This is a genomic window from Aquabacterium sp. (genome assembly GCF_041915145.1).
GTDB lineage: Bacteria > Pseudomonadota > Gammaproteobacteria > Burkholderiales > Burkholderiaceae_C > Aquabacterium.
On record NZ_JAYSBZ010000002.1, the window covers coordinates 63,285 to 85,607 of the forward strand.

Consider the following 22,323-nt stretch of genomic DNA (forward strand, 5'->3'; position numbering starts at 1 on the left):
TTCAGGTCACCGTGCGCTGCAGGCGCAGCGCGGTGTTGATGACCCGCGTCAACTTGTCGGCGTAGCCGGGGTCGGTGGCGTAGCCGGCTTTTTGCAGGCTCTTGGCGTAGCCCTGCGCGCTCGAGGCCTGCGCCACCGCGTTGCTGTAGCGGGGGCTGTTGGTCAGCAGCTTGGCGTGGTCGCGAAAGGATTCTTCGTACGAGTCGTACGAGCGGAACTTGGCCGTCACGCGGCGGGCCACGCCGCCGATGTATTCGGTGGTGGTGACCTCGGCGACCTTGCCCTTCCAGTCCGCCCCGGCCTTGATGCCGAAGAGGTTGTGGCTGAGCGTGCCGTCCTTGTTCTTGATCTCGTGCCTGCCCCAGCCGGACTCGTGGGCGGCCTGCCCGATCAGGTTGGCGGCGGGGATGCCCGTCTCGGCTTCGATGGCGTGCGCGGCGGCCTGATGCTGCCGCACGAAGGCTTCGGCCGGGCGCAGGCGGGTATTGGTGCTGGCGTTGGCGCCGACGCTGGAGGCGGCCGCATTGGCGGCAGAGGCCGGCGCGAGCGCGGCCTCGGTCTGGGCGCCGTTGTTGGCGATACCGAGCGAAGAGCTTGCTCCAGCGCTCAAGTTGGTCATCGACTGCAGCAGATTCAACGCGCCGGGTGCCGCGCCGGTCAGGTTGCCGAGGCTCAGCGCGTCGCCGCTGGCGTCGCCGGGCATCTGGCTGACGCTTTGCAGGGCGTTCAGCGTCAGCCGGCTCAAGGCGGTGGTCGAGGTGGTCGCCGTGGTGGTCTGGTTGGCCGACGCAGCCGGTGTGCTCAGCGTCATCGACAGGCGCCCAGTCAGGCCGTCGGGGGCGGCATTCGTGGTGGTGGCTTTGGCCGCCTCGCTCTGGCCGCCGATCTGGCGGCTCAACTGGCGCTCGATGGCGGCGCTCAAGCCGTGCGGCAGGCCGCTCATGCGGCCGGCGAATTCGGTGTCGAGCATCTCGGTGCCCATTTGCGTGCCGCTGTTTTCGAGCATGCCCGAGTTGAGCGTGCTGGCGCGCATGGTCTTCATCAGCTCTTGCATGAAGAGCGTTTCGAGCTGCTTGGCGGCGCCTTTGACGGCGGTGTTCGGGTCTTTGGCGGCCTTGGCCTTGAGGGCATTGAGCGAGTTCAGGTCGAGCGTCATGCCCGACAGGTTGCCGTTGCCTGAGGCTGGTGAATCGATGCTCATCAGATCACCTCGAGTTCAGCGTTGAGCGCGCCGGCGGCCTTCATGGCTTGAAGGATGGCCAGCAAGTCCTGGGGGGTGGCCCCGAGCGCATTCAACGCTTTGACCACATCGGTGAGTTTGGTGCCCGCGGGCATGTTGATCAGCGAACCGGAATCCTGCCGCACTTGGATGTCGGCCTTTTCGGCGACTTGCGTCGTACCGCTCGAGAATGCACCCGGTTGGCTGATGACGGGCGTCGAGTTGATCGTGACCGAGAGGTTTCCGTGAGCTACTGCACACGGGCCGAGGGTCACGGCCTGGTTCATCACCACCGAGCCGGTGCGGGCGTTCACCACGATGCGGGCGGCCGGCGCGGCCTGGTCGATGTTGAGGTTCTCGATGTCGGCGAGGTAGGACACCCGGGCGTCGGGCGAGGGCGGCATGGCCACGCGCACGGTGCGGGCGTCGATGGCCATGGCCTGGCCGGGGCCCTTGGCGGCGTTGATGGCGCGGGCCACTTCGCGGGCGGTGTTGAAGTCTTCAGCGGCCAGATCGAGCGTGATCGAGTCGCCCTGCAGCCAGGGCGTGGGCACCGAGCGTTCCACCGTGGCACCGGCCGGGATGCGCCCGGCGCTGAGGTGGTTGATCGTGACCTTGGAGCCGGCCGCGCTGGCGCCGGCGCCGCCGATGATGAGGTTGCCCTGCGCCAGCGCGTAGATCTGGCCATCGACGCCCTTGAGCGCCGTGGCGATCAGCGTGCCACCGCGCAGCGACTTGGCATTGCCCAGCGACGACACGTTCACGTCAATCGCCTGTCCGGGCTGGGCAAAGGGCGGCAGCACGGCGGTGACGAGCACCGAAGCCACGTTGCGCAATTGCATGCTGGTGCCGGGCGGCACGGTGGTGCCCAGCTGCTGCAGCATGGCGTTGAGGCTTTGGGTGGTGAAGGGCGTCTGGGTGGTCTGGTCACCCGTGCCGTCGAGCCCGACGACCAGGCCGTAGCCCACCAGCTGGTTGGGGCGCACGCCCTGGATGGTCGCGACTTCCTTTAGGCGAACCGCGTTGGCCGGGGCTGGCCACCACAGGGCCGCGCTGGCCAGGAAGGCGGCCAGGGCGATGAGCCATTTGAGGAGCTTGTCGGTGGTGTCCATGGGGCAAACAGTCCGGGTGTTTGCCTCATTCTGAAGCGGCTCAGAACGGCAAAACGTTCAAAAAGACCCGCCCCAGCCAGCCTATTTCCTGGGCTTCGGCGGCCGCGCCGCGCCCTCGGTGTTCGAGGCGGACATTTGCCACGGCGGTGGAGGCCACGGTGTTGCCGACCTGGATGGTGCTGGGGTCGACCTGACCCGAGAAGCGCAGCACGTCGACGTTCTCGTTCACGCCGAGCTGTTTTTCGCCCGAGATGATGAGGTGGCCGTTGGGCAGCACCTCGATCACGGTGGCGGTGATGCTGCCCGAGATGTCGTTGCTGTTCTCGGTGTCGGACTTGCCGGCGAAGTCGGTGCTGCTGGAGCCGCCCGCGCCGAGCCGGCCCAGCAGCTTGGGCGAGTTCAACAGCGGCACGCCGGTGACGGCGGCCGAGGCCTTGCCGCTCTTGTCGATGGTGCTGGTGGACTTCTGCACGGCCGACACCTTCTCGGCGATGACGATGGTCAGCGTATCGCCCACGTTGCGGGCGCGGTGGTCTTCAAACAAGGGCCGGTAGTTGGTGTTGACGAAGATCGACCCCGTGGCCACTTGCGGCGCGACCATCGGCTGCGGGCGCACGGCCGTGGGCTGCACCACGTCCACATGCGGGGCCATGGTCTGGCAGCCGCCGAGCAGCGAGCAGGCGGCGATGAGGAGCAGGCGGCGGTCAAGCATGAGCGGTCTCGGTCAATCAACTCGGCTCATCAGATCTGCGACAGGCGTTGCAGCATCTGGTCGGATGTCTGGATGGCCTTCGAGTTGAGCTCGTAGGCACGCTGGGTCTGGATCATCGACACCAGCTCCTCGACCACGTTGACGTTCGAGGTTTCCACATAACCTTGCGAGAGGCTGCCGTGGCCGTTGCTGCTGGGCGCCGCCGTGCTCGGCGTGCCCGACGCGGCGGTCTCGGCGAAGATGTTCTGGCCCTTGGGGTCGAGACCGGCGGGGTTGATGAAGCTGGCCGTCTGGATCTGCCCCAGCGTTTGCGCGGCGGCTTGGCCGGGCAGGGTGGCGCTGACGGTGCCGTCGGCGGCGATCGTGACCGATTGCGCGTTGCCGGGCACCACGATGCCGGGTTGCACCGTGTAGCCGTTGTTCGTGACGATCTGGCCTTGCGCGTCGAGCTTGAACGATCCGTCGCGCGTGTAGCCGGTGGTGCCGTCGGGCATGGTGATCTGGAAGAAGCCCTGACCTTGAATTGCCACGTCGAGCGTGTTGCTCGTCTGTTGCAGGCTGCCCTGGCTGAATTCGCGGGCGGTGGCCACGGGGCGCACGCCCAGGCCGGCTTGCAGGCCGGTGGGCAGTTGCGTCTGCTCGGAGCTGTTGGCGCCCGACTGGCGCAGGTTCTGGTACATCAGGTCTTCGAAGACCGCGTGCGAACGCTTGTAGCCGTTGGTGGCGCTGTTGGCCAGGTTGTTCGAGATGTGATCGAGCTGAGTCTGCTGGGCTTCCATGCCCGACTTCGAGATCCACAGTGAACGCATCATGGTCGTACTCCTTAGTGCTCGGTCAGGGCGCTGCGTCAGCCGTTGGCCGACAGCAGTTGTTGCGCGCTCTGCTCGTTTTTCTCGGCGGTTTGCAGCATCTTCATCTGCGCCTCGAACTGGCGGGCGGCCGAGATCATCGCCACCATCGTGCCCACGGCACTCACGTTCGAGCCTTCCAGCGCGCCGTCCTGCACGCGGGCATTGGGGTCGGCGGACAGATCGGCGCCATCGGCCGCGCGAAACAACCCGTCCTCGCCGCGCTGCAGCTTGGTCTCCGGGGTCACCAGCTTGAGCTTGCCAACCGGGGTGCTCAGACCATTGGCCTGCTTGGCGCTGATCGTGCCGTCCGGTGCGATGCTGGGCGTGGTGTTGGGGGGCATGACGATGGGGCCGCCGTCACCGAGCACGGGCAAGCCCGAGTGCGTCTTGAGGTTGCCTTCGGCGTCGATGGCCAGCGAGCCTTGGCGGGTGTAGGCCTCGGTGCCGTCCAGCCCTTGCACGGCCAGCCAGGCGTTGCCCTGCATGGCCACGTCGAGCGGCGAGCCGGTCACGGTGATCGGGCCGGCCGCGTCGTCGTAGCCCACGCTGGTTTCGAGCGAGTACACGCGGGTGCTGGCGCCGTCGCCGCGCACCGGCACGGCGCGGTAGGCCTGCAGCTCGGCGCGAAAGCCGTTGGTCGTGACGTTGGCCAGGTTGTTCGACAGCACGTCCTGCCGTTCCATATTGGCCTTGGCTCCGGTCATCGACAGGTAGATCATGCGATCCATGGCAACCTCTCTGGCTCAGTCGCGATCAACGCATGTTGACCAGGGTTTGCAGCACGCTGTCCTGCGTCTTGATGGTCTGCGCGTTGGCCTGGTAGGCACGCTGCGCCACGATCATGTTGACGAGCTCGCCTGTCAGGTCCACGTTCGAGGCCTCAAGGGCGCCCGATTGCAGCAGCCCGAAGTTGCCCACGCCCGGCGTGCTGACGATGGGGTCGCCCGACGCGTAGGTCTGCGCCCATTCGTTGCCGCCCAGCGGTTGCAGACCCTGGTTGTTGTGGAAGGTGGCCAGCTCGATCTGCCCGGCAGGCTTCGATTGCCCGTTCGAGTAGCGGGCCATGATGATCCCGCTCGAATCCACCTGGATCGACGACAGTTGCCCGGCTGCGTAACCGGTCTGCGTGAGGTTGGTCACCGCGAAGGGGGCGCCGTATTCAGTCGTTTTGGTGAGGTCGAGTTGGATGTTGTTGATCGGCTCGCTCAGGCCGCCCTGGGTCAGCGTGACCGCGGGCACGTTGAAGCTCACCGGCGCGGTCGGGGTGGTCGGCACCCCGCCGGACGACGGGAAGGTGATCGAGGTGATCGGCAGCGGGTTGTTCGAGGCGTCCACCGATACCGATGTGCCGTTGGCGGTGGCGTAGACGTCCCACTGGTCGGTGGCCGTCTTGCGGAAGTAATACGTCAGCGCGACGTCCTGGCCTTTCGTGTCGTAGACGGTTTGCGGCGTGGCCTTGTAGTAGGTGGTGCCATCGGTGAAGTTGATCGCGGTGGCGGTTGGCGTGGCGGAGACGCGCGAGTCCAGCGTGGCTTCGATGTTGGCGGCGTCGGTTGCGCGCGGACTGATGCCCCCCGTCGGCAGCTGAATCGGCGTGGCCTTGCCCGGGATGATCGTGCCCGATGAGTCTGCCGGGTAGCCCAGCAGCTTGTGCGCCTGGTCGTTCACCAGATAGCCGTCGCGATCCTGCTTGAACTGGCCGTTGCGGGTGTACATGTTGGGGCCCGCGCCGTTGCTCACCTGAAAGAAGCCGCTGCCGTTGATGGCCAGGTCGAGCGGGTTGTCGGTGGTGGTGATGTTGCCCTGCGTGAACTGCTGCGCGATCGCGGCGACCTGCACGCCAATGCCCACGCTGTTGCTGCCGGCCCCGTTCATCGAGTTGGCGTACATGTCGGCGAACTCGGCGCGCGACGACTTGGCGCCATAGGTGTTGGCGTTGGCGACGTTGTTGCCGATGACTTCGAGGTCGCGGCTCGAAGCGTTCAGACCGGACAAACCTTGTTGGAAGCTCATGATGTATTTCCTTTCGCGGGTACTACGGGGCGGTCAGGGCAGGAGTGCCGATCAGGACGAAATGGCGCGAACCTTGTTGTAGGCCATCGCGCCGCTGTTGTGCAGTTGCAGGGTCAGGGTGTTGTCGGAGCCGGTCGATACGGCATCGACCTGGTCTTTCGTGTAGCTGGTGGCGCTGAGCTTGGTGCTGCCGTGCTTGGCCGTGACGCTGAAGGTCACGCCGGTCGTGCTCACGCCGCTGTCGGGCTTCCAGCTGAAGCCGTGCAGGCCGCTGTCTTGAGCGCCCAGATCCATGGTGTCGATCACCGATCCGCCGGAGTCGAGCACGTTCACCTGCACGCTGGTGGCGGCCGAAGTCAACTCGAACGCGGCCTGCGCCGAGCCCGAGCTGTCCACCTTGAGGCTGTTGCCGGTGGTCAGCACGCTGTGCCCAACCAGTGACGCACCTTGCAGGATCTGCGACTGCAGCATGTTGGTCGACATGCTGCTCAGCGAGGTGTTGAGCTTTTCGATGCCGTTCACCGTGTTGATCTGCGCCATCTGGCTCGTCACCTGGGCGTTGTCCATCGGGTTGAGCGGATCCTGGTTCTTCATTTGAGCCACCAGCAGCTTCAGGAAGCGGTCGGCGCTGTCGGCCGAGGTGGTGCCCGAGGTGGATGACGAACTGCCGCTGGTGGTGCCGGATTTGGATGACGATGAGGATGAGGTGACGGTGGTCATGGTCAGGCCTTTACGAATGCTGGGTGGACTTCAATACCAGGCGGGGTCAGCCCTGGCCCATCTGCAAGGTCTTCATGAGCAGCGTCTTGGCGGTGTTCATGACTTCGATGTTGTTCTGGTACGAGCGCGAGGCCGAGATCATGTTGACCATCTCCTCGACCGAGTTGACATTGCTGTAGGTGACGTAGCCGTCGGCGTCGGCCTGCGGGCTGTTGGGTTCGAGCACGCGGCGGCCGGGGCTCTGGGATTCGGTGATCTGCGCCACTTTCACGCCCGCGGCGCCGAGGTTGCCCATCAGCTGCGTCTGGAAGGTGACTTGCCGCGCCTTGTAGGCCGAGCCGTCGGGGCCGGCCACGGTGTCGGCGTTGGCCAGGTTCGACGCGACCACGTTGAGCCGCTGCGACTGCGCGCTGACCGCGCTGCCCGAGATGTTGAAGATGTTGAACATCGACATGGCGTGCTCCTTTGGCTACTGCTTGAGCGGTGAGGTCGGGTTCATTGGCCGGTGATCGCCGTGAGCAGCGTGCGGACCTGGCTGTTGATGAAGCGCAGCGACGCTTCGTACTGCACGGTGTTGTCGGCGAAGCTGGCGCGCTCGCGATCCATGTCCACGCTGTTGCTGTCCAGATTGGTCTGGGCGGGGTTGGCATAGAGCATTTGCGGGTCGGGCGTCGATCCGGCGGGCTGGCCATTCGTGCCCAAGTGCCCTTGCGCGGTGGCGCTCAGCGTGACCACGGTGCTGCTGCCGGCGGCCGCGCCGCTGGCACGCAGGGCGTTGCCCACGCTGAAATCGCGGGCCTGGTAGCCCGGCGTGTCGGCGTTGGCGATGTTGCTGGCGATCAGGCGTTGGCGCTCGGCCCGCAGGTTGAGTGCTTGCGCTTGAAAGTCCAGTGAGTTCGTCAGTCGGTCCAGCATGTCTAACCCCCGTTGCGTGGCCTGGTGGGGCGCACTTTGAGTGGGACGGCGTTCATTCTTTGCCGCTGACCAGCCAAACATGAGCCGGATAAGCGTGGCTTTCGGGCGGCAATTCCTTGTCTACTACTGCCGCTTCGAGGCCTAGAGTTCATGTGTCATGAAAGGCTTCCACCACTCCATCTCGCTGCCGGCCGCCGCATTGCGTGCCGTGCTTCACGTTTTGTGCGTGGGGGGGCTGCTGATCGGGGGGGGCGTCTCGACCTTCGCGGCGTCGAAAAGCGAAGCCAAGGCCCTGGCCTCGGCTGATGCCACGCCGCCCGTGGCCCTGGTGCGGATCGACTCGCGTGGCGCCGGACTGAATGTGATCCCGATGGCCCCCGAGCAAATCGAAGCCCAGGTGCTCGATCTCACCCGGCAGGTGGCCCAGCGCGTGGGGCGCGGCGGTGGCAACGGCTCCATCGGCGGCACCGGCGCGACGGTGAGCCGGATCGAGGTCAGCCTGGGGGCTGTCGATACCCGGCTGCGGCTGGCGCCTTGCGACAACGTTCAGGCTTACGTGCCGAGCGGCACGAATCTGTGGGGCCGCTCGCGCGTCGGGCTGCGCTGCGAACAAGGCCCCGTGCGTTGGAACGTCTACGTGCCGGTGACCGTGCGGGCATTCGGGCACGGCGTGGTGCCGGCGATCAACCTGACGCCCGGCTCGCGCATCGAGGCGGCAGATCTGCGCGTGGCCGAGGTGGATTTGGCCGCAGACGGCTCGCCGGCCGTGCTGAGCCCGGACGAAGCCGTCGGGCGCCTGGTGGCGCGCAGCGTGCAGGCCGGGCAGAGCCTGCGTCAGCAACATCTCAAGGCCAAGCGCTACTTCGCGGTGGGCGACCCCGTGCGCCTGATCGTCAAGGGGCCTGGTTTTTCGGTCAACGGCGAGGGCGAGGCGCTCACGCCGGGCGACGAGGGGCAATGTGCCCGGATCCGCACCGAGGCTGGCCGCGTGGTGTGCGGTCGTCCGGTGGGTGAACGTGTTGCGGAATTGTTGTTATGACGGCAATCGAGCCTGTCAGATCGAACCAGGCTCGGCCGTCAGGGGTGACTGAGGGTGGAAAAGTCTCTAAAGTTTGCCGGTACCGCGCCGATACAGCGGTTGTGACAGCTCGGTTTCTGCCGGGCTGAAGGAGAAAGTCATGAAAGTCGGCAACCCGTTAGACAAATCTGTAGGCGGCGTCTCGTCCACCAAGGGCGTGGGCGAAGGCTCGGGCTCGACAGCTCGCACCGCAGGCAAGGCGTCTTCGAGCTCCACCGCAGCCAGCGACAGCACCACCGTCAACATTTCGTCGGCTGCCAGCAACCTGCTGTCGTCGGTCACGGCCGCCACGGCCGAGTTCGATGGCGCCAAGGTCGAGCAGGTCAAGCAGGCCATCGACGATGGTTCGTACGAAGTCAATCATGGCGTGATCGCGGACAAGCTGATCGCCAACGCCCAGGAAGTTCTGAGCAAGAAGTCACGCTGATCCTGATCGGCGCGACGCGTTCTTTTCGCGCAGCGCGTGGAGTTCGCTCCGCGCGCTGTTGATAACAAGCAGACAAGCACCAGCCAGCGAGCCGATATGTTGTACAACGCTCCGGGCCCAAAGAGCTCTTCGACCCCGTCTGGCATGGTCCCGCTTGAGGCCGTGCCTGCTGTTGCCGCGGGCGACGATCTGGAACCCATGCTGGCGCGCGTCGAGACGCATCTCGAACTGCTCGGCGAGGCCTTGGTTCAACGCGACGCCGAGGCCATTGAGGCTCACGCGTCCGAGCTGCACCGGGCACTGGTGACGGCGCTCGACGGGTTCGCCCAGGCGGCGCGTCAGGGCCACGTGCCCAACCCGCTGCGCACCCGTCTGGCCAAGGCCGGCGGGCAGGTCGCCATTCAGCGCGAATGTCTGGCGCGGGCCACGGCAGCGCTTGATCGCGCCATCGACGCCATGATGCCCCGCGATACCAGCGGCGTGTACAGCGCCAGCGGCACCGCCGGGCGCCTGCCCAGCAGCGGCGGCAGCATCCAAGCCTGAAGGCGGGCTGTGGCGGTCAGATGACCGCTTCCACCACCATCTGGACGCGGCTGCGTCCTTGGAACTCATCCACCGACAGCCGATAGGCCATGCGGCCCCGTTCGGGTATCGGCTCCGAGCGCCCGAACCAGATCGCATCGCGCAAGGCGCCGGCGTGGCGCACCTGCAGCTTGAGGTGGCGCTCGCCCACCAGCCGTTGCGACACGATCTCGACCTCGTCGCTGAACATCGGGGCCTCGAACGCGGCGCCCCAGACTTCGCGGTCCAGCGTGCGAACCAGCTCGGGCTCGAACCATTGCGCTTCCAGCGGGCCGTCGGTCAGCACTTGTCGCGCCAGGTGCTCGGGCTGCAGCCACTCTTGCGCCACGGCTTGAAACGCCTGGTCGAAGGTATCGAAGTCTTCTTCCGCCAGCGTGCAGCCCGCCGCCATGGCGTGGCCGCCGAATTTCTTGAGCACGCCGGGGTGGCGCTTGCTCACCAGGTCGAGGGCATCGCGCAGGTGAAACCCGGCGATCGAGCGGCCCGAGCCTTTGATCAGGCCGTCTTGCCCCATGGCGAAGACGAAGGTGGGGCGGTGCAGGCGGTCTTTCAGGCGCGAGGCCACGATGCCCACCACGCCTTCGTGAAACTCGGGGTCGTAGAGCGCCACGGCGGGCGGCGGTTCATCAGGGTTCTCGGTCTGGGCCAGCAGGGTTTCGAGCAGATGCTCGGCCTGTTCCTTCATGCCGGCTTCCACCTCGCGGCGCTCGCGGTTGATGCCGTCCAGCGTCTGGGCCAGCTCGCCGGCCCGGGCGGGGTCGTCGGTGAGCAGGCATTCAATGCCCAGGGTCATGTCGGCCAGGCGCCCGGCGGCGTTGATGCGGGGGCCCAGCGCGAAGCCGAAGTCGAAGGTGCTGGCGCGGGCCGGGTCGCGCCCTGCGGCTTGAAACAAGGCGGCCACACCCGCGTGCATCTTGCCTTGGCGGATGCGCTTGAGCCCTTGGGCCACGAGGCGGCGGTTGTTGGCGTCGAGCCTCACGACGTCGGCCACGGTGCCCAGCGCCACGAGGTCGAGCAGGGCGTCGAGGCGCGGTTGCTGGTCGGCCGCGAAGGCGCCGCGTTCGCGCAGCTCGGCGCGCAGAGCCAGCAGAACGTAGAACATCACCCCCACGCCTGCCAGCGACTTGCTCTCGAACGCGCACCCCGGCTGATTGGGGTTCACGATCACGTCGGCATCGGGCAGCGTCACCTGGCTGTGCTCGTCCAGCGCCGGCAGGTGGTGGTCGGTGACCAGCACCTTGAGACCCCGCTCGCGCGCGTGGGCCACGCCCGCGAGGCTGGCGATGCCGTTGTCCACGGTGATCAGCACATCAGGCCGCTGCTCGATGGCCAGATCCACGATGGCCGGCGTGAGACCGTAGCCGTGCACGGCGCGGTCAGGCACGACGTAGCTCGTGTTGGCGGGCAGGGCGCCGAGCAAACGCAGCCCATGCAAGGCGACCGCGCAGGCCGTGGCACCGTCGCAGTCGTAGTCGGCGACCACGCACAGGCGCTGTCGGTTGCCAATGGCGTCGGCCAGCAGCTTGGCCGCGTCGGTGACGCCTTGCAGGCTGGCGGGCGGCAGCAGCCGGGCGAGCGAGTCGTCGAGATCGTCGGGTGAGCGGATACCGCGTGCCGCGAAGAGGCGCGCCAGCAGCGGGTGCACGCCGGATTGTTCGAGCGCCCAGGCGGTGCGCGGCGGCACGGTGCGGGTGGTGATTTGCATGGTGGTCAGAGTGCAGAGAGGGCGGCGGCGACGTCGGGCTGGCGCCAGCCTCGGGTCAGCCGGGCCCACAGGCTGCGTGGGGTGTTGTGCCACGCCTGGGCATGGCGCTCGCCGCACAGCGTCAGCGAGACGGCTTGACCGCCGCGAGCCGCGTCGAGCATCTGGCGCAGCGGGCCGGCGTCCAGTGCCTGCCAGGCGGCAGCCCAGGCCGACCAGTCTTCGTCGAAAAGCGGGCCGCGCAGGCTCAGCGCCATCTCGGGGGCGTCGCCCGCCGGCGCCTGATACGGCCCGCAGCCGCTCAGCCAGATGCTGTTGACAGGCAACTGCCGCGCGGCCTCGCGTGCCTCGTTGATCGGGTGGGTGTACCAGAGCATCTGCACTTCGCTTTGCAGACGGCGGATCAGGCGGGCCTGGGGGTGGTCGGGCATCCACAAGTCGGGGTTGCGGCCCACCACGCGGTCGAGCGACGCAGTGGGCAGGTTCTGCAAGGACTCGTGGGCGGCGTACCAGCGGGTCGGGCCGCGCCACTCCAGCGCCCAGCCGTCTTCCTCGAACAGGCCGCGGACGGCGTCGAACAAGGCTTTGGACTCGTCTTCGGTCAGGGCCAGGGCTTCGGGTGCCAGCACAGTCAAGTGCTCGGCGCCCATGTGCCAATGCAGTGGGGTCAATTCGGCCCAGGCCAGGTCGAGGGTATCGACGCCGTCTTGCCGGGCGCGCCAGGCCGCCCAGGGCAGGGCGCCGTCTGCCCCGCTCCAGCCCAGGTGTCGGGCCAGCACACGCTCGTGCGGCGGCGACAGCTGGTATTCGTCGCCCTCGTCGCGAAGGCCGGGCGTCAGGATCTGCAGCAGCGCGCGCAGATGGGGCAATTGCTGCGCCAGCTGGCGCTCGATCAGCGTGTGCTGGCAGCCCGGGGCGGGCGTGGAGGCGAAAGGGATGATGAGATGCACGGGGCGAATTATCGGCCGTGCGTCGGCCTCGGGTAGCATCCCCGCTGCCCGACAATCACCCCGCCATGAACATCCCCTACGAACTCCGCGTCGGCTGGCGCTACACCCGCGCTGGTCGCTCGCAACGCCGCAACGGCTTCATCTCGTTCATCTCGGGCGTGTCGATGCTGGGCATTGCGCTGGGGGTGGCTGCGCTGATCATCGTGCTGTCCGTGATGAACGGGTTTCAGAAAGAGGTGCGCGATCGCATGCTCTCGGTGGTGTCGCACATCGAGGTGGTCAACCAGGACGGCAGCGCGCTGCCCAATTGGCAGGCGGTGGCGCAGGCCGCCAGGCGCAATCCGGCGGTGCAGGGCGCCGCGCCGTTCGTGGCGTCGCAGGTGCTGATCGCCCGGGGCGACGACATGCGGGGCGCGCTGATCCGCGGCATCCTGCCGAGCGAGGAGTCGTCCGTCACGCCGCTGGCCGCGCAACTCAAAGACGGCGTCCTCAAGGAGCTGCAGTCGGGCAGCTGGGGCATCGTGCTGGGGGCGCAGTTGGCGAATCAGCTCGGGGTGCGCGAGGGCGACGCGGTCACCATCGTCACGCCGAACGGGCAGGTGACCCCCGCCGGGTTGGTGCCGCGCATGAAACGCATGACGGTGGTCGGCACCTTCTCGGCCGGGCACTACGAATACGACAGCGGCATGGCGCTGATCCACATCGAAGATGCGCAGCGTCTGTTTCGTGTGGACGGCCCGACGGGCGTGCAGTTGCGGCTGGCTGATGCGCAGCAGGCTCGCGAGGTGGGCGACGAGCTCGAAGCATCGCTCACCCGCGAGGTCACGCCTCAACTGCGCGTGCGCGACTGGACGCGCACCAATCTCGCCTGGTTCTCGGCGGTGCAGATCGAGAAGCGCATGATGTTCATCATCCTCACCCTGATCGTGGCCGTGGCGGCATTCAACCTGGTCTCAACCTTGGTCATGACCGTGACCGACAAGCGCGCCGATATCGCCATCTTGCGCACGCTGGGCGCCAGCCCGGGCTCGGTGATGGGCATCTTCATGGTGCAAGGGGCGCTGTCGGGCGTGGTGGGTACCTTGGGCGGCTTGGCGCTTGGCTTGCTGGTGGCCTGCAATGTGGACGTGATCGTGCCGGCCATCGAGCACTTGCTGCACACCACGTTCTTGCCGCCCAGCGTCTACCTCATCAGCCGGATGCCCAGCGACCCGCAGGCCACCGACATCGTCCCCATCGTGTTGATCTCGCTGGCGCTGGCCTTTGTCGCCACGCTCTATCCCAGCTGGCGCGCCAGCCGCGTGCAACCCGCCGAGGCGCTTCGATACGAGTGATTCATGAAGGCGTGCTGCTACATCGGAGCGGCAACTGCAAACGCTCGTTGGCACGCCTACCGAGATCTGGTGGATACCGAGGCAGGAAGATGATTTTTGGTCTGACCGAAGAGCAACTGGCTCAATGGGGCGTCACGTTCGGCGTGGGCGCCTTCATTCTCTACATGCTCTTCGTTGTTTTTCAGCTGGCCCGCGAGTCGAAAGCGGGGCGCTTTGGCACCTTCGTGCTGTTTCTGGTGCTGGCGTTCGGCATGCTGGGCTTTGTGGCCAAGAGCATCATCGCCTGGCTGCTCAATATCTGAGCTGCAAGAGAGGCGCGCCGGTGCGCCTCTCTCGGTATCAGCGCTTGCGCAGGATCACGCTGCCGATCGAATAGCCGGCGCCAAACGAGCAGATCATGCCCAGATCGCCCGTGGACAGGTCGGCGCGGTGTGCATGGAAGGCAATGATCGAGCCCGCCGACGATGTGTTGGCGAACTCGTCGAGGATCAGCGGCGCCACATCGCTGGCGGGGTCGGCGCCGATCAGCTTGCGGATCACGAACTGGTTCATGGCCTGGTTGGCCTGATGCAGCCAGTAGCGGCGCACCTGAGTGGGCTCGATCTTGAGCGTGCTCAGGTGATTTTCGATGTGCGCTGCGGCCATCGGCACCACCTCCTTGAACACCTTGCGGCCTTCTTGCCGGAAGGTTTTGTCGCGGGCGTCAGCCGGGGTGTCTTCGCAGCGGTTGAGAAATCCGAAGTTGTTGCGGATGTTGTTCGAGAACTGCGTGGCAAGCTTGGTGCCCAGCACGTCCCACTGTTCGGCCGCGGTGGCGGTGTCGGCGCGCTCGACGATGATGGCGGTGCAGGCATCGCCGAAGATGAAATGGCAATCGCGGTCGCGCCACTCTTGGTGGCCCGAGGTGATTTCGGGGTTGACCACCAGCACGCAGCGGGCCGATCCGGCTCGCACGGCGTTGACGGCCTGCTCCAGCGCGAAGGTGGCCGTCGAGCACGCCACGTTCATGTCGAAGCCATAGCCGCCCGCGCCCAGTGCTTGCTGAATCTCGACGGCAATGGCCGGGTAGGCGCGCTGCATGTTGGAGGCGCCGCACAGCACGGCATCCACATCTTTGCCTTCTTTGCCGGCTTGCGCCAATGCTGCGCGGGCCGCAGCCACGCCGATCTCGGCCATGAGCGAGAGCTCGTCGTCGCGGCGCGGCGCCAGGCGCGGCACCATGCGTTCGGGGTCGAGCACGCCTGATTTGTCCATCACGTAGCGGCGTTGGATGCCCGAGGCTTTTTCGATGAACTCGACGCTCGATGGCTGCAGGGCTTCACGCGTGCCGGCAGCGATTTCATCGGCATGCCGGGCGTTGTAGAGCTCGACATACCGGTTGAACGACTCGACCAATTCGGCGTTCGTGATGATCTGCGAGGGGTGGTACAGACCCGTACCGCTGATAACGACTGATGTCATGTGAATTCCTGCCAATGCGCCGCCGTAGCGATCAGGGGGCGCCGTCAAGTGGGATGGCGGATTATGCCGCCGGGCGCGACTTCAGCTCGAAGCGGGCCGGGTCCATGGCGTGCAGCAGATCGGATTCGACTGGTGCCGGGCAGCCGCTGACCCAACAGGCGAGCACGCGGCCCGCCAGCGCCGACCACGTAACGCCCCGCGAGCCCATGCCCGTGAGCAGATACAGCCCGCTGGTGTCGTCTTGCAAGCGCGGATAGTGGCGAGGGTGATCGGCGCGGCGCGGGGTGTTTTCGGGGGTGAGTCGGGCGGCAACCGGGCCGATGATGGGCAGGCGGTCTCCGGTGACGGGGCGCCAGGCCACGCGGCCGGCAAAGGCGTCGGGCGTGAGTCGCGCGAGCGTGTCGGGGTCGAACACGCCGATTTGGGCGGCATCTTCGGCGATGCTCAGATGCTCTTGAGGGCGCACCGTGGGGTCGGGGTCGTTGTGCTGCGAGGTGGCTCCCAGCACGATCCGCCCATCGTTTGTGTGGATGGCGTAGGCAGCGCCAGTAACGGGCAGCCGGGGCACCCGGGCGCGTGCATCGGTGTCGGGTAGCCAGCACAACTGGCCGCGCACCGGGTTGAGCTGGATGGGGGCGTGCTCGAGAGGCGGCCACCCCGATGGCGCAAGCAGCTCGCGTGCCGAGTGGCCGTTGGCGATCACCACCACCGGCGCTTGTGCCAGCCGTTGGCCTTGCGCGTTCCAGGCGATCCACAGGCCGTTTTCGTGGCTCAGGTGGTGCACATCGTGGTGGCCCATGAAGTGCGCGCCCGAGGTGTCGAGCATCGTGCGTGCCAGTGCGTCTGGCTGCGTCCAACCCCCTTCGGCAAAGAGCCAGCCACCGCTGGGCACCGGCAGGCCGCTGCGCTCGCGGGCCTGTGCCTGATCCAGCCAGTGCACATAAGACGCAGGCAGGCCGGTTTTTTGCAGCAGCGCGTGGGCTTCTTCATTGCTCAGGCGCTCTTCGAGTCGCAACAGCCCGGCGCATGAGCCTTGGACGCGGCCTTGGGCGATCCAGGGCCTGAGCACTTGCACGAGCGTGAGCGCCGCCGCCCGATACAGCCGCGCGTGGATGCCGTCGTCGGCGTTGAGGATGCCGTGAAACAGCCCCGCCGGATTGCCCGAGGTTTGCGTGGCGGGCTCGCCGTGGCGGTCGAGCACGGTGGCGCGCCAGCCTTGTTCGGCCAGCGCCCAGGCTGCCGAGCAACCGGCCAGACCGGCGCCAATGATCAGCGCGTGCCGCTGCTCGGGCCCCAGACGCGGGGTGCGCGGCGCACCGGCCGGACGCGGGGCGCGGTGGCGCGGCGCGTGGTGCGCGGTGAGCATCTCGCGTTTGTCGGCAAAGCCTTCAGTGCGCTGCACCTCGAAGTGCGCGGCCTGCAGGCCATCACGCACGCCGCGCGCCACGCTCCAGGTGGCGGCGGTGGCGCCCGGCGCGGCCAGCCGGGGCAGCCGTTGCATCACGTGTTCGCTCCACATCTCGGGGTTCTTGGCCGGAGCAAAACCGTCGAGATAGAAGGCATCGACCTCGGCATCGAGCGCGCCCAGCACATCGGCCGCATCGCCCAGGCACAGCAACAGCTGCACGCGGCTGTCCTCGAAGCTCAGGGTGTGCACATTGGGCGTGAGCGCGGGCCAGCGCTCGACCAGCTCGCGCGCCAGCGCAGCCGTTTCCGGGCCGGCGGAGTCCGCCTGCGTGGCGTGCACGCGCGCGAGATCGTCGCGCGTGAGCGGGTGCTTTTCGATCGAAACAAAAATGAGCCGCTCGCAGCGTTGGGCGTCGGCGCGCCAGGCCGCCCAGGTCGCCAAAAAGTTGTTGCCCAGCCCGAAGCCGGTTTCGAGGATCACGAAGCGATCACGTCCCTGCCAACGCGCGGGCAAGCCGTTGCCGTGCAAGAAGACGTGCCGCGCCTGCTCGTGGGCGCCGGCGCTGGCGTGGTAGACGTCGTTGAACAACGGCGAGTAAGGCGCGCCGTCGGTGGCGTCATGAGGGCTGACACCGGCAGGAGCCGGCTCCAGCGTGGCGGGTACGATGGGTGAGGTCTTCATGGGGCGCGAATGTAAGCCGGATTTCGCGCCCGGTGGCTGGTGTTACAAGGCGACTTGCTGCCGCCGAATGCGCGCTTGGCGTGACAGCTGGTCTTCGCGAGCCAGGTGCGACTCGCGTTCGGATGCTCGCGGCGTCTGGGCGTAGCGCAATTCAGCGCTGCCGTCGCTCAACCGGGTCAGCGTGATGTCCACATCCGTTCCGGCATGCCAGATCATGCTGCTGCCGGCCACCAGCTCCTTCGAGCTGCTGCGCGAGGGGGCGCCATATTTCTGGCGCAAGGCTTGAACTACGAGTGGCAACTGATCGCTCGCCGCGATTGGATCGAAGCGGTACGTGAACTGCGCCAACCGCAGCATTTCATCGTCCGGACTGCGGTCGTACAGCAGCTCAGCCTGGCTGCTGGACGGCAGCACCTCTCCCGGGCGCCAGATGTCGGCCCAGCTTTGCGCGTCGGCATTGCGTTGCGACATGCCTCGAGCGATCAAGACCTGCGAAATCTCCGGGCGGAACATGCAGAAGACAGGCGCGTTCAACAGCGTGAAGGTCTGCTTGTTCTTGCGGCATTGCTCGCTGTCTGCGATGCGATTCAGCAGCATGCCGGCTTGAGCCACCCCACTGCGTTGGGCATCTTCGAGCATCTTGCGCACGAAAGACAGATCGAACGGGCGAGTGGAATAGCCCCCCAGCATCTGGATGGCTGTCATGAATTTGCCTCGAGCGTCGCCCAACTCGGCGGCGCGCTCGGCGTGTGTCACCGACGCTGTCACGTCGCGGTAGGCGCGAGTTGAATAAATCGCGGCCAGCGCGGCGTGCGCCTTGCCGCCCAGCCGCTCGTCGTTGGCATAGCGTTGGCATGCCTCGATGGCTTCGGCATAACGTTCCGAGCGCAAGGGGCTGACGCACTCGCTCTTGAATCCTTCATCGCTGAGTGGCGCGGCGGGCTTGATTGCTTCCGCGCTGATCGAATCCGTGCCGGTCGTGCCGCTGGACACCGACATCAGTTGCGATGGGGAGGCTCCGCCGAGGAGGCTGGTGGCGCCGGCTGCCGGAGAGGGGCGCCGTTCGATTGCGCCATCGGAGCGCGACGCGGCGACTCCCCATCCCGCCAGCGCCACGGCCGTGACGGCAAACCCGAACAACGAGAGGCGCTTGCTGCGCGTCAGCTTTGAAAACACAACCACACTCCTGACGATCCCTCGCCTCGCTGTCGTGGGGCGACGCGAGGCGAGGCAATGAATCATGGGCGGCAGTGTGTGTGGCAGGCGCGACGAGGGCATGTCGCGCTTGGTGCGTTCGGACTAACTGATGAGCCGTTCGCGCTTGGGCCATGTGCCTGTCGATCCATGGCAGGCGGCCAGTAGCGGGTAAGCGGCAGGCACGTCACTGAGCGACCCACCCTCCATCAACGTTCCAGGCAACCCCGCGCACCTGGTTCGCCGCAGGGGTGCACAAGAAGACCGCCAGGTCGCCCAATTGTTCCGGCGTCACGAACTGCAGCGACGGCTGCTTTTCGCTCAGCAATTCCTTGCCGGCCTGGTCGATGCTGACGCCTTCCCTGGCGGCGCGATCGTCGATCTGCTTCTGCACCAGCGGGGTGAGCACCCAGCCCGGGCAGATGGCATTGACGGTGATGCCGGTGGTGGCGGTTTCAAGCGCGACCGCCTTGGTCAGGCCGACGATGCCATGCTTGGCCGCGACGTAGGCCGACTTGCCGGCCGAGGCCACCAGACCGTGAGCCGAGGCGATGTTGATGACGCGGCCCCAGTTCTTGGCGCGCATGCCGGGAATGGCCAGCCGCGTGGTGTGGAAGGCCGAGCTCAGGTTGATGGCGATGATGGCGTCCCATTTTTCAATCGGGAAGCTTTCGACGGGCGACACGAACTGGATGCCGGCGTTGTTGATCAGTATGTCCACGCCCCCGAACTCGCGGTCGGCATAAGCGAACATGTCGGCGATGTCGGCGGGCTTGCTCATGTCCGCGCCGTGGTAGCCAACCTGGATGCCGTGGGCCGCGCCGGCTTGGGTCATGGCCGCCTTGGCGGGTTCGGCGTCGCCAAAGCCATTGAGGATGATGTTCGCCCCTTGCGCCGCCAACTGCTGCGCCACGCCCTGGCCGATGCCGCTGGTGGAGCCGGTGACCAATGCTGTTTTGCCTTTGAGCATGCCTGTTTCTCCTGGAAGACGATTTCAAGGTTTAGGATGGTTGATGCTTCACGTTAACTCAGAAAAAGGCCCGATGCCATGACTGCTCACGCAACCGAACCGCGCCTGGAATTCGTTCAGTGCCTCGATGCCCTGGACCTGCACAAGATGGCCTATTGGGAGTGGGGCGAACGCGACAACCCGCACGTGCTGGTCTGCGTGCACGGCTTGTCGCGGCAAGGGCGCGACTTCGACACGCTGGCGCGAGCGCTGTCGTCGCGCTACCGAGTGGTTTGCCCCGATGTGGTGGGCCGCGGACGTTCCGACTGGCTGACCGACCCTTTGGGCTATCAGGTGCCGGCCTATGTGGCCGACATGGTGACCCTGATCGCGCGGCTCAACGCGCATCACGTCGATTGGGTCGGCACCTCGATGGGCGGACTCATCGGCATGGGCCTCGCGTCGTTGCACAACACGCCGATCCGCAAGCTCGTGCTCAATGACGTCGGGCCACGCATCCAGCCCGAGGCGCTGGCGCGCATCGGCGAATACCTGGGCCTGCCGATGCGTTTCAAGGATCTTGACGAGGCCGCCGAATACCTGGCCTCCATTTCCGCCGGTTTTGGCAAGTTCACCCACGAGCAATGGCTCGAATTGACGCGCCCCATGCTCAAGGCGGTGGACGACAGCCCCGGTCTGCAGTTGCATTACGACCCGGCCATCGGCGTGCCGTTCAAGGCCATGTCGCCCGAAGCCGCCGCCCTGGCCGAGCAGATGCTGTGGCAGCGCTATGACTCGATTCATTGCCAGACGCTGCTGCTGCGCGGGGCCGACTCCGATTTGCTGACTCGCGAAACCGCCGAAGAAATGACCCGACGCGGCCCCAAGGCGCATCTGCACGAATTCGCCGGCGTGGGGCACGCGCCGATGTTCGTGGCTGACAACCAGGTGGCCGTGGTGCGCGACTTTTTGCTCGGCACGGCCTGATAACCCCGAGTCGGTGTGATCGGATTTGAATGAAGACAGGTCTGCTGGGAGCGCCCACCACGGCCGCTCCTATCGTTGCCTTGAGCGACGCCGAAGGCGGGCGCGAGGCGCTGGCGTTTGAAGACAGCAAGCTGGCGCGTGCCCGCGCCTTCGCCGAGCCCTTGCTGGCCGGGCGGCGTTTCGACACGGGTGAGGACGCGCTGGAGCACGCCGAAGGCGTGGCCGCCATCCTGCACGGCATTGGCGCGGGGCCGGCCATGCGCGCGGCGGCCTACCTGGTCTACGCCAGCGAATACCTCAACAAGCCCGAAGACATCATTGGCCAGGCCTTTGGCGAGGGCGAAGCCGGCCTGGTCGCACACACCCGCAAGTTGGTGCAGATTCAGCGCAGCGCCCGCGACGTGCTGGCCGACGAATCCGACGGCACGATGCGCGCCGAGCAAATCGAGAGGGTGCGCAAGATGCTGCTGGCGTTCTCGCGCGACTTGCGCGTGGTCTTGCTGAGGCTCGCTTCGCGCCTGCAGACCTTGCGCTACTACGCGCAAAGCAAGGCGCCGTGTCCAAAGGTGCTGGCGAGCGAGTCTCTACAGGTTTTTGCGCCGCTGGCCAACCGTCTGGGTATCTGGCAGATCAAATGGGAGCTTGAGGATCTCGCGTTCCGCTTCCTGCGGCCCGAGGCTTATCGAGACATCGCCCGGTCGCTGCACGAAAAACGCCTCGAGCGCGAGCAGATGATCGAGGCGGCACGTCAGCGTCTGACCATCGAGCTCGGTCGTGCCGGTTTGCATGTGCAAGTGCAAGGGCGCCCCAAACATCTCTACAGCATCTGGAAGAAGATGACCGGCAAGAGCCTGAGCATCGACCGCGTCTTCGACCTGCGGGCGTTGCGGGTGATCGTGCCGACCGTGCAGGACTGCTACGCCGCGCTCAGCCGCGTGCACGAGATCTGGCACGCGCTGCCCGAAGAGTTCGACGACTACATCGCGCGTCCCAAGCCCAATGGCTATCAGTCCCTGCACACCGTGGTGCAGGACGAGCAAGGCCGCGCGATCGAGATCCAGATCCGTACCCAGGCCATGCACGACCATGCCGAGAGCGGGGTGGCGGCGCACTGGGCCTACAAGGAGGCCGGCGCCAAAGGTTACGCCGGGGTGAGTGCGGCGGGGCAGTTCGAGTCGAAGGTCGCTGAGGCACGCAAGACCGTGTTGCGCCAGCTGCTGGCGTGGGAGCGCGACCTGTCGCACGCCGACGACGACGTCGGCGAGGGTGGGCAAGGCCTGTTTGACGACCGCATCTACGTGTTCACGCCGCAAGGTGCCGTCGTCGAATTGCCGGCGGGCGCCACGCCGATCGATTTCGCCTACACCGTGCATACCGATCTGGGACATCGTTGCCGCGGCGCGCGTGTCGATGGCGCCATGGTGCCGCTCAACACGCCCTTGGCTAGCGGCCAGACCGTAGAGGTCGTCGCCGCCAAAGATCAACAGCTCGGCCCGTCGCTAGATTGGCTCAACCCGGAACTCGGCTACTTGCAGGGCGTGCGCTCTAAGGCCAAGGTGCGGGCATGGTTCAACGCGCTCGTCCTGCAGCAGACCATAGCCCGCGGACGGGAGGCGGTTGAAAAGCTTCTGCAGCGCGAAGGCCGCACGGCCATCAAGCTCGAGGACCTCGCCGCGCAGCTTGGATTCCGCAACGCCGATGCATTGTTTGAGGTGGTGGGCAAGGACGAATATTCGCTGCGCCACATCGAGAACCTGCTGCGCCCGCCGGAACCCGCGCCAGGTGCCGATGAGCTGCTGGCGCAACGCCTGGCGCGCAGTGAATCGACGGCGCTGAGAGATTCGGCCAGGAGCGAGCGCGGCATCATGGTCGTGGGCATGGACTCGTTGCTCACCCAACTGGCACGCTGCTGCAAACCGGCTCCACCCGACGAGATTGGCGGCTACGTCACGCGAGGCAAGGGGGTTGCCATTCATCGCACAGACTGCTCGAATTTCAGGCAAATGGTTGGCCGCGCCCCCCGAGCGA

Annotated in this window: 22 protein-coding genes; 7 read left to right on the forward strand and 15 right to left on the reverse strand. The window is 66.5% G+C overall.

The genetic code is table 11. The features are described 5' to 3' along the window. Position 1: 1 nt before the first annotated feature. From flgJ to flgB, 9 genes are read right to left on the reverse strand one after another with little or no spacing between them, the layout of a single operon-like run. The gene (gene flgJ / locus ACE3SS_RS00790; protein ID WP_374590263.1) at positions 2 to 1,201 is read right to left on the reverse strand and encodes a flagellar assembly peptidoglycan hydrolase FlgJ; all 1,200 of its coding nucleotides are present in this window, start codon (positions 1,199 to 1,201) and stop codon (positions 2 to 4) included. Then, positions 1,201 to 2,331 carry a flagellar basal body P-ring protein FlgI gene (locus tag ACE3SS_RS00795; RefSeq protein ID WP_374590265.1) on the reverse strand — a complete coding sequence of 377 codons (1,131 nt, stop codon included), beginning with the start codon at positions 2,329 to 2,331 and terminating at the stop codon, positions 1,201 to 1,203. The genes flgJ and ACE3SS_RS00795 overlap by 1 nt, the downstream gene beginning before the upstream one ends. 40 nt (positions 2,332 to 2,371) lie before the next feature. Beyond that, positions 2,372 to 3,043: a flagellar basal body L-ring protein FlgH gene (locus tag ACE3SS_RS00800; RefSeq protein ID WP_374590267.1), complete on the reverse strand. Its 672-nt coding sequence runs from the start codon at positions 3,041 to 3,043 to the stop codon at positions 2,372 to 2,374. Positions 3,044 to 3,072: 29 nt separating this feature from the next. Beyond that, on the reverse strand, positions 3,073 to 3,855 hold the full coding sequence (gene flgG / locus ACE3SS_RS00805) for a flagellar basal-body rod protein FlgG (protein ID WP_374590269.1): 783 nt from the start codon (positions 3,853 to 3,855) through the stop codon (positions 3,073 to 3,075). Positions 3,856 to 3,890: 35 nt separating this feature from the next. Then, positions 3,891 to 4,622 carry a flagellar basal-body rod protein FlgF gene (gene flgF, locus ACE3SS_RS00810; protein WP_374590271.1) on the reverse strand — a complete coding sequence of 244 codons (732 nt, stop codon included), beginning with the start codon at positions 4,620 to 4,622 and terminating at the stop codon, positions 3,891 to 3,893. A 25-nt stretch (positions 4,623 to 4,647) separates the two neighbouring features. Then, positions 4,648 to 5,907, reverse strand: a complete 1,260-nt coding sequence (flgE, locus tag ACE3SS_RS00815; RefSeq protein WP_374590273.1) for a flagellar hook protein FlgE — start codon at positions 5,905 to 5,907, stop codon at positions 4,648 to 4,650. Positions 5,908 to 5,958: 51 nt separating this feature from the next. Continuing rightward, entirely contained in the window at positions 5,959 to 6,627 is a 669-nt protein-coding gene (locus tag ACE3SS_RS00820) for a flagellar hook assembly protein FlgD (protein ID WP_374590275.1), read from the reverse strand. A gap of 46 nt (positions 6,628 to 6,673) precedes the next feature. Beyond that, entirely contained in the window at positions 6,674 to 7,081 is a 408-nt protein-coding gene (gene flgC / locus ACE3SS_RS00825; protein WP_374590277.1) for a flagellar basal body rod protein FlgC, read from the reverse strand. Between the two features lie 41 nt (positions 7,082 to 7,122). Then, positions 7,123 to 7,542: a flagellar basal body rod protein FlgB gene (flgB, locus tag ACE3SS_RS00830; RefSeq protein WP_374590278.1), complete on the reverse strand. Its 420-nt coding sequence runs from the start codon at positions 7,540 to 7,542 to the stop codon at positions 7,123 to 7,125. A 157-nt stretch (positions 7,543 to 7,699) separates the two neighbouring features. Between flgB and flgA the strand changes: the two genes are divergently transcribed. From flgA to ACE3SS_RS00845, 3 genes are all read left to right on the forward strand, one after another. After that, positions 7,700 to 8,581, forward strand: a complete 882-nt coding sequence (flgA, locus tag ACE3SS_RS00835; protein WP_374590280.1) for a flagellar basal body P-ring formation chaperone FlgA — start codon at positions 7,700 to 7,702, stop codon at positions 8,579 to 8,581. A 139-nt stretch (positions 8,582 to 8,720) separates the two neighbouring features. Beyond that, complete coding sequence (flgM, locus tag ACE3SS_RS00840; protein WP_374590282.1) at positions 8,721 to 9,047, forward strand: flagellar biosynthesis anti-sigma factor FlgM; 327 nt, start codon at positions 8,721 to 8,723, stop codon at positions 9,045 to 9,047. Positions 9,048 to 9,209: 162 nt separating this feature from the next. Next, positions 9,210 to 9,590, forward strand: a complete 381-nt coding sequence (locus ACE3SS_RS00845) for a hypothetical protein (protein WP_374590284.1) — start codon at positions 9,210 to 9,212, stop codon at positions 9,588 to 9,590. Between the two features lie 16 nt (positions 9,591 to 9,606). On the opposite strand, the gene recJ is transcribed toward ACE3SS_RS00845, so the two are convergent. Both recJ and ACE3SS_RS00855 read right to left on the reverse strand, forming a co-directional pair. Further along, positions 9,607 to 11,334: a single-stranded-DNA-specific exonuclease RecJ gene (recJ, locus tag ACE3SS_RS00850; protein WP_374590286.1), complete on the reverse strand. Its 1,728-nt coding sequence runs from the start codon at positions 11,332 to 11,334 to the stop codon at positions 9,607 to 9,609. Between the two features lie 5 nt (positions 11,335 to 11,339). Then, positions 11,340 to 12,281 carry a hypothetical protein gene (locus tag ACE3SS_RS00855; RefSeq protein ID WP_374590288.1) on the reverse strand — a complete coding sequence of 314 codons (942 nt, stop codon included), beginning with the start codon at positions 12,279 to 12,281 and terminating at the stop codon, positions 11,340 to 11,342. Between the two features lie 65 nt (positions 12,282 to 12,346). Between ACE3SS_RS00855 and ACE3SS_RS00860 the strand changes: the two genes are divergently transcribed. Both ACE3SS_RS00860 and ACE3SS_RS00865 read left to right on the forward strand, forming a co-directional pair. After that, on the forward strand, positions 12,347 to 13,615 hold the full coding sequence (locus tag ACE3SS_RS00860; protein WP_374590290.1) for a lipoprotein-releasing ABC transporter permease subunit: 1,269 nt from the start codon (positions 12,347 to 12,349) through the stop codon (positions 13,613 to 13,615). Between the two features lie 89 nt (positions 13,616 to 13,704). Next, positions 13,705 to 13,917 carry a DUF2788 domain-containing protein gene (locus ACE3SS_RS00865; RefSeq protein ID WP_374590292.1) on the forward strand — a complete coding sequence of 71 codons (213 nt, stop codon included), beginning with the start codon at positions 13,705 to 13,707 and terminating at the stop codon, positions 13,915 to 13,917. Between the two features lie 37 nt (positions 13,918 to 13,954). Here ACE3SS_RS00865 and ACE3SS_RS00870 read toward each other — a convergent pair whose 3' ends face one another. The 4 genes from ACE3SS_RS00870 to ACE3SS_RS00885 all read right to left on the reverse strand — a co-directional run bounded on the left by ACE3SS_RS00870 (position 13,955) and on the right by ACE3SS_RS00885 (position 19,329). Then, a complete protein-coding gene (locus ACE3SS_RS00870) occupies positions 13,955 to 15,076 on the reverse strand; it encodes a beta-ketoacyl-ACP synthase III (protein ID WP_374590294.1) in 1,122 nt (373 codons plus the stop codon). 61 nt (positions 15,077 to 15,137) lie between these two features. Beyond that, positions 15,138 to 17,165: a bifunctional tRNA (5-methylaminomethyl-2-thiouridine)(34)-methyltransferase MnmD/FAD-dependent 5-carboxymethylaminomethyl-2-thiouridine(34) oxidoreductase MnmC gene (gene mnmC / locus ACE3SS_RS00875; protein ID WP_374590296.1), complete on the reverse strand. Its 2,028-nt coding sequence runs from the start codon at positions 17,163 to 17,165 to the stop codon at positions 15,138 to 15,140. 42 nt (positions 17,166 to 17,207) lie between these two features. Next, on the reverse strand, positions 17,208 to 18,341 hold the full coding sequence (locus tag ACE3SS_RS00880; protein ID WP_374590298.1) for a hypothetical protein: 1,134 nt from the start codon (positions 18,339 to 18,341) through the stop codon (positions 17,208 to 17,210). A 205-nt stretch (positions 18,342 to 18,546) separates the two neighbouring features. Further along, positions 18,547 to 19,329, reverse strand: a complete 783-nt coding sequence (locus ACE3SS_RS00885) for a 3-hydroxybutyrate dehydrogenase (protein ID WP_374590300.1) — start codon at positions 19,327 to 19,329, stop codon at positions 18,547 to 18,549. Positions 19,330 to 19,407: 78 nt separating this feature from the next. On the opposite strand from ACE3SS_RS00885, the gene ACE3SS_RS00890 reads away from it, so the two are divergent. Both ACE3SS_RS00890 and ACE3SS_RS00895 read left to right on the forward strand, forming a co-directional pair. Then, positions 19,408 to 20,295, forward strand: a complete 888-nt coding sequence (locus tag ACE3SS_RS00890) for an alpha/beta fold hydrolase (protein ID WP_374590302.1) — start codon at positions 19,408 to 19,410, stop codon at positions 20,293 to 20,295. 29 nt (positions 20,296 to 20,324) lie between these two features. Continuing rightward, on the forward strand, positions 20,325 to 22,323 hold a 1,999-nt coding region (locus tag ACE3SS_RS00895; protein WP_374590304.1), incomplete at its 3' end, for a bifunctional (p)ppGpp synthetase/guanosine-3',5'-bis(diphosphate) 3'-pyrophosphohydrolase.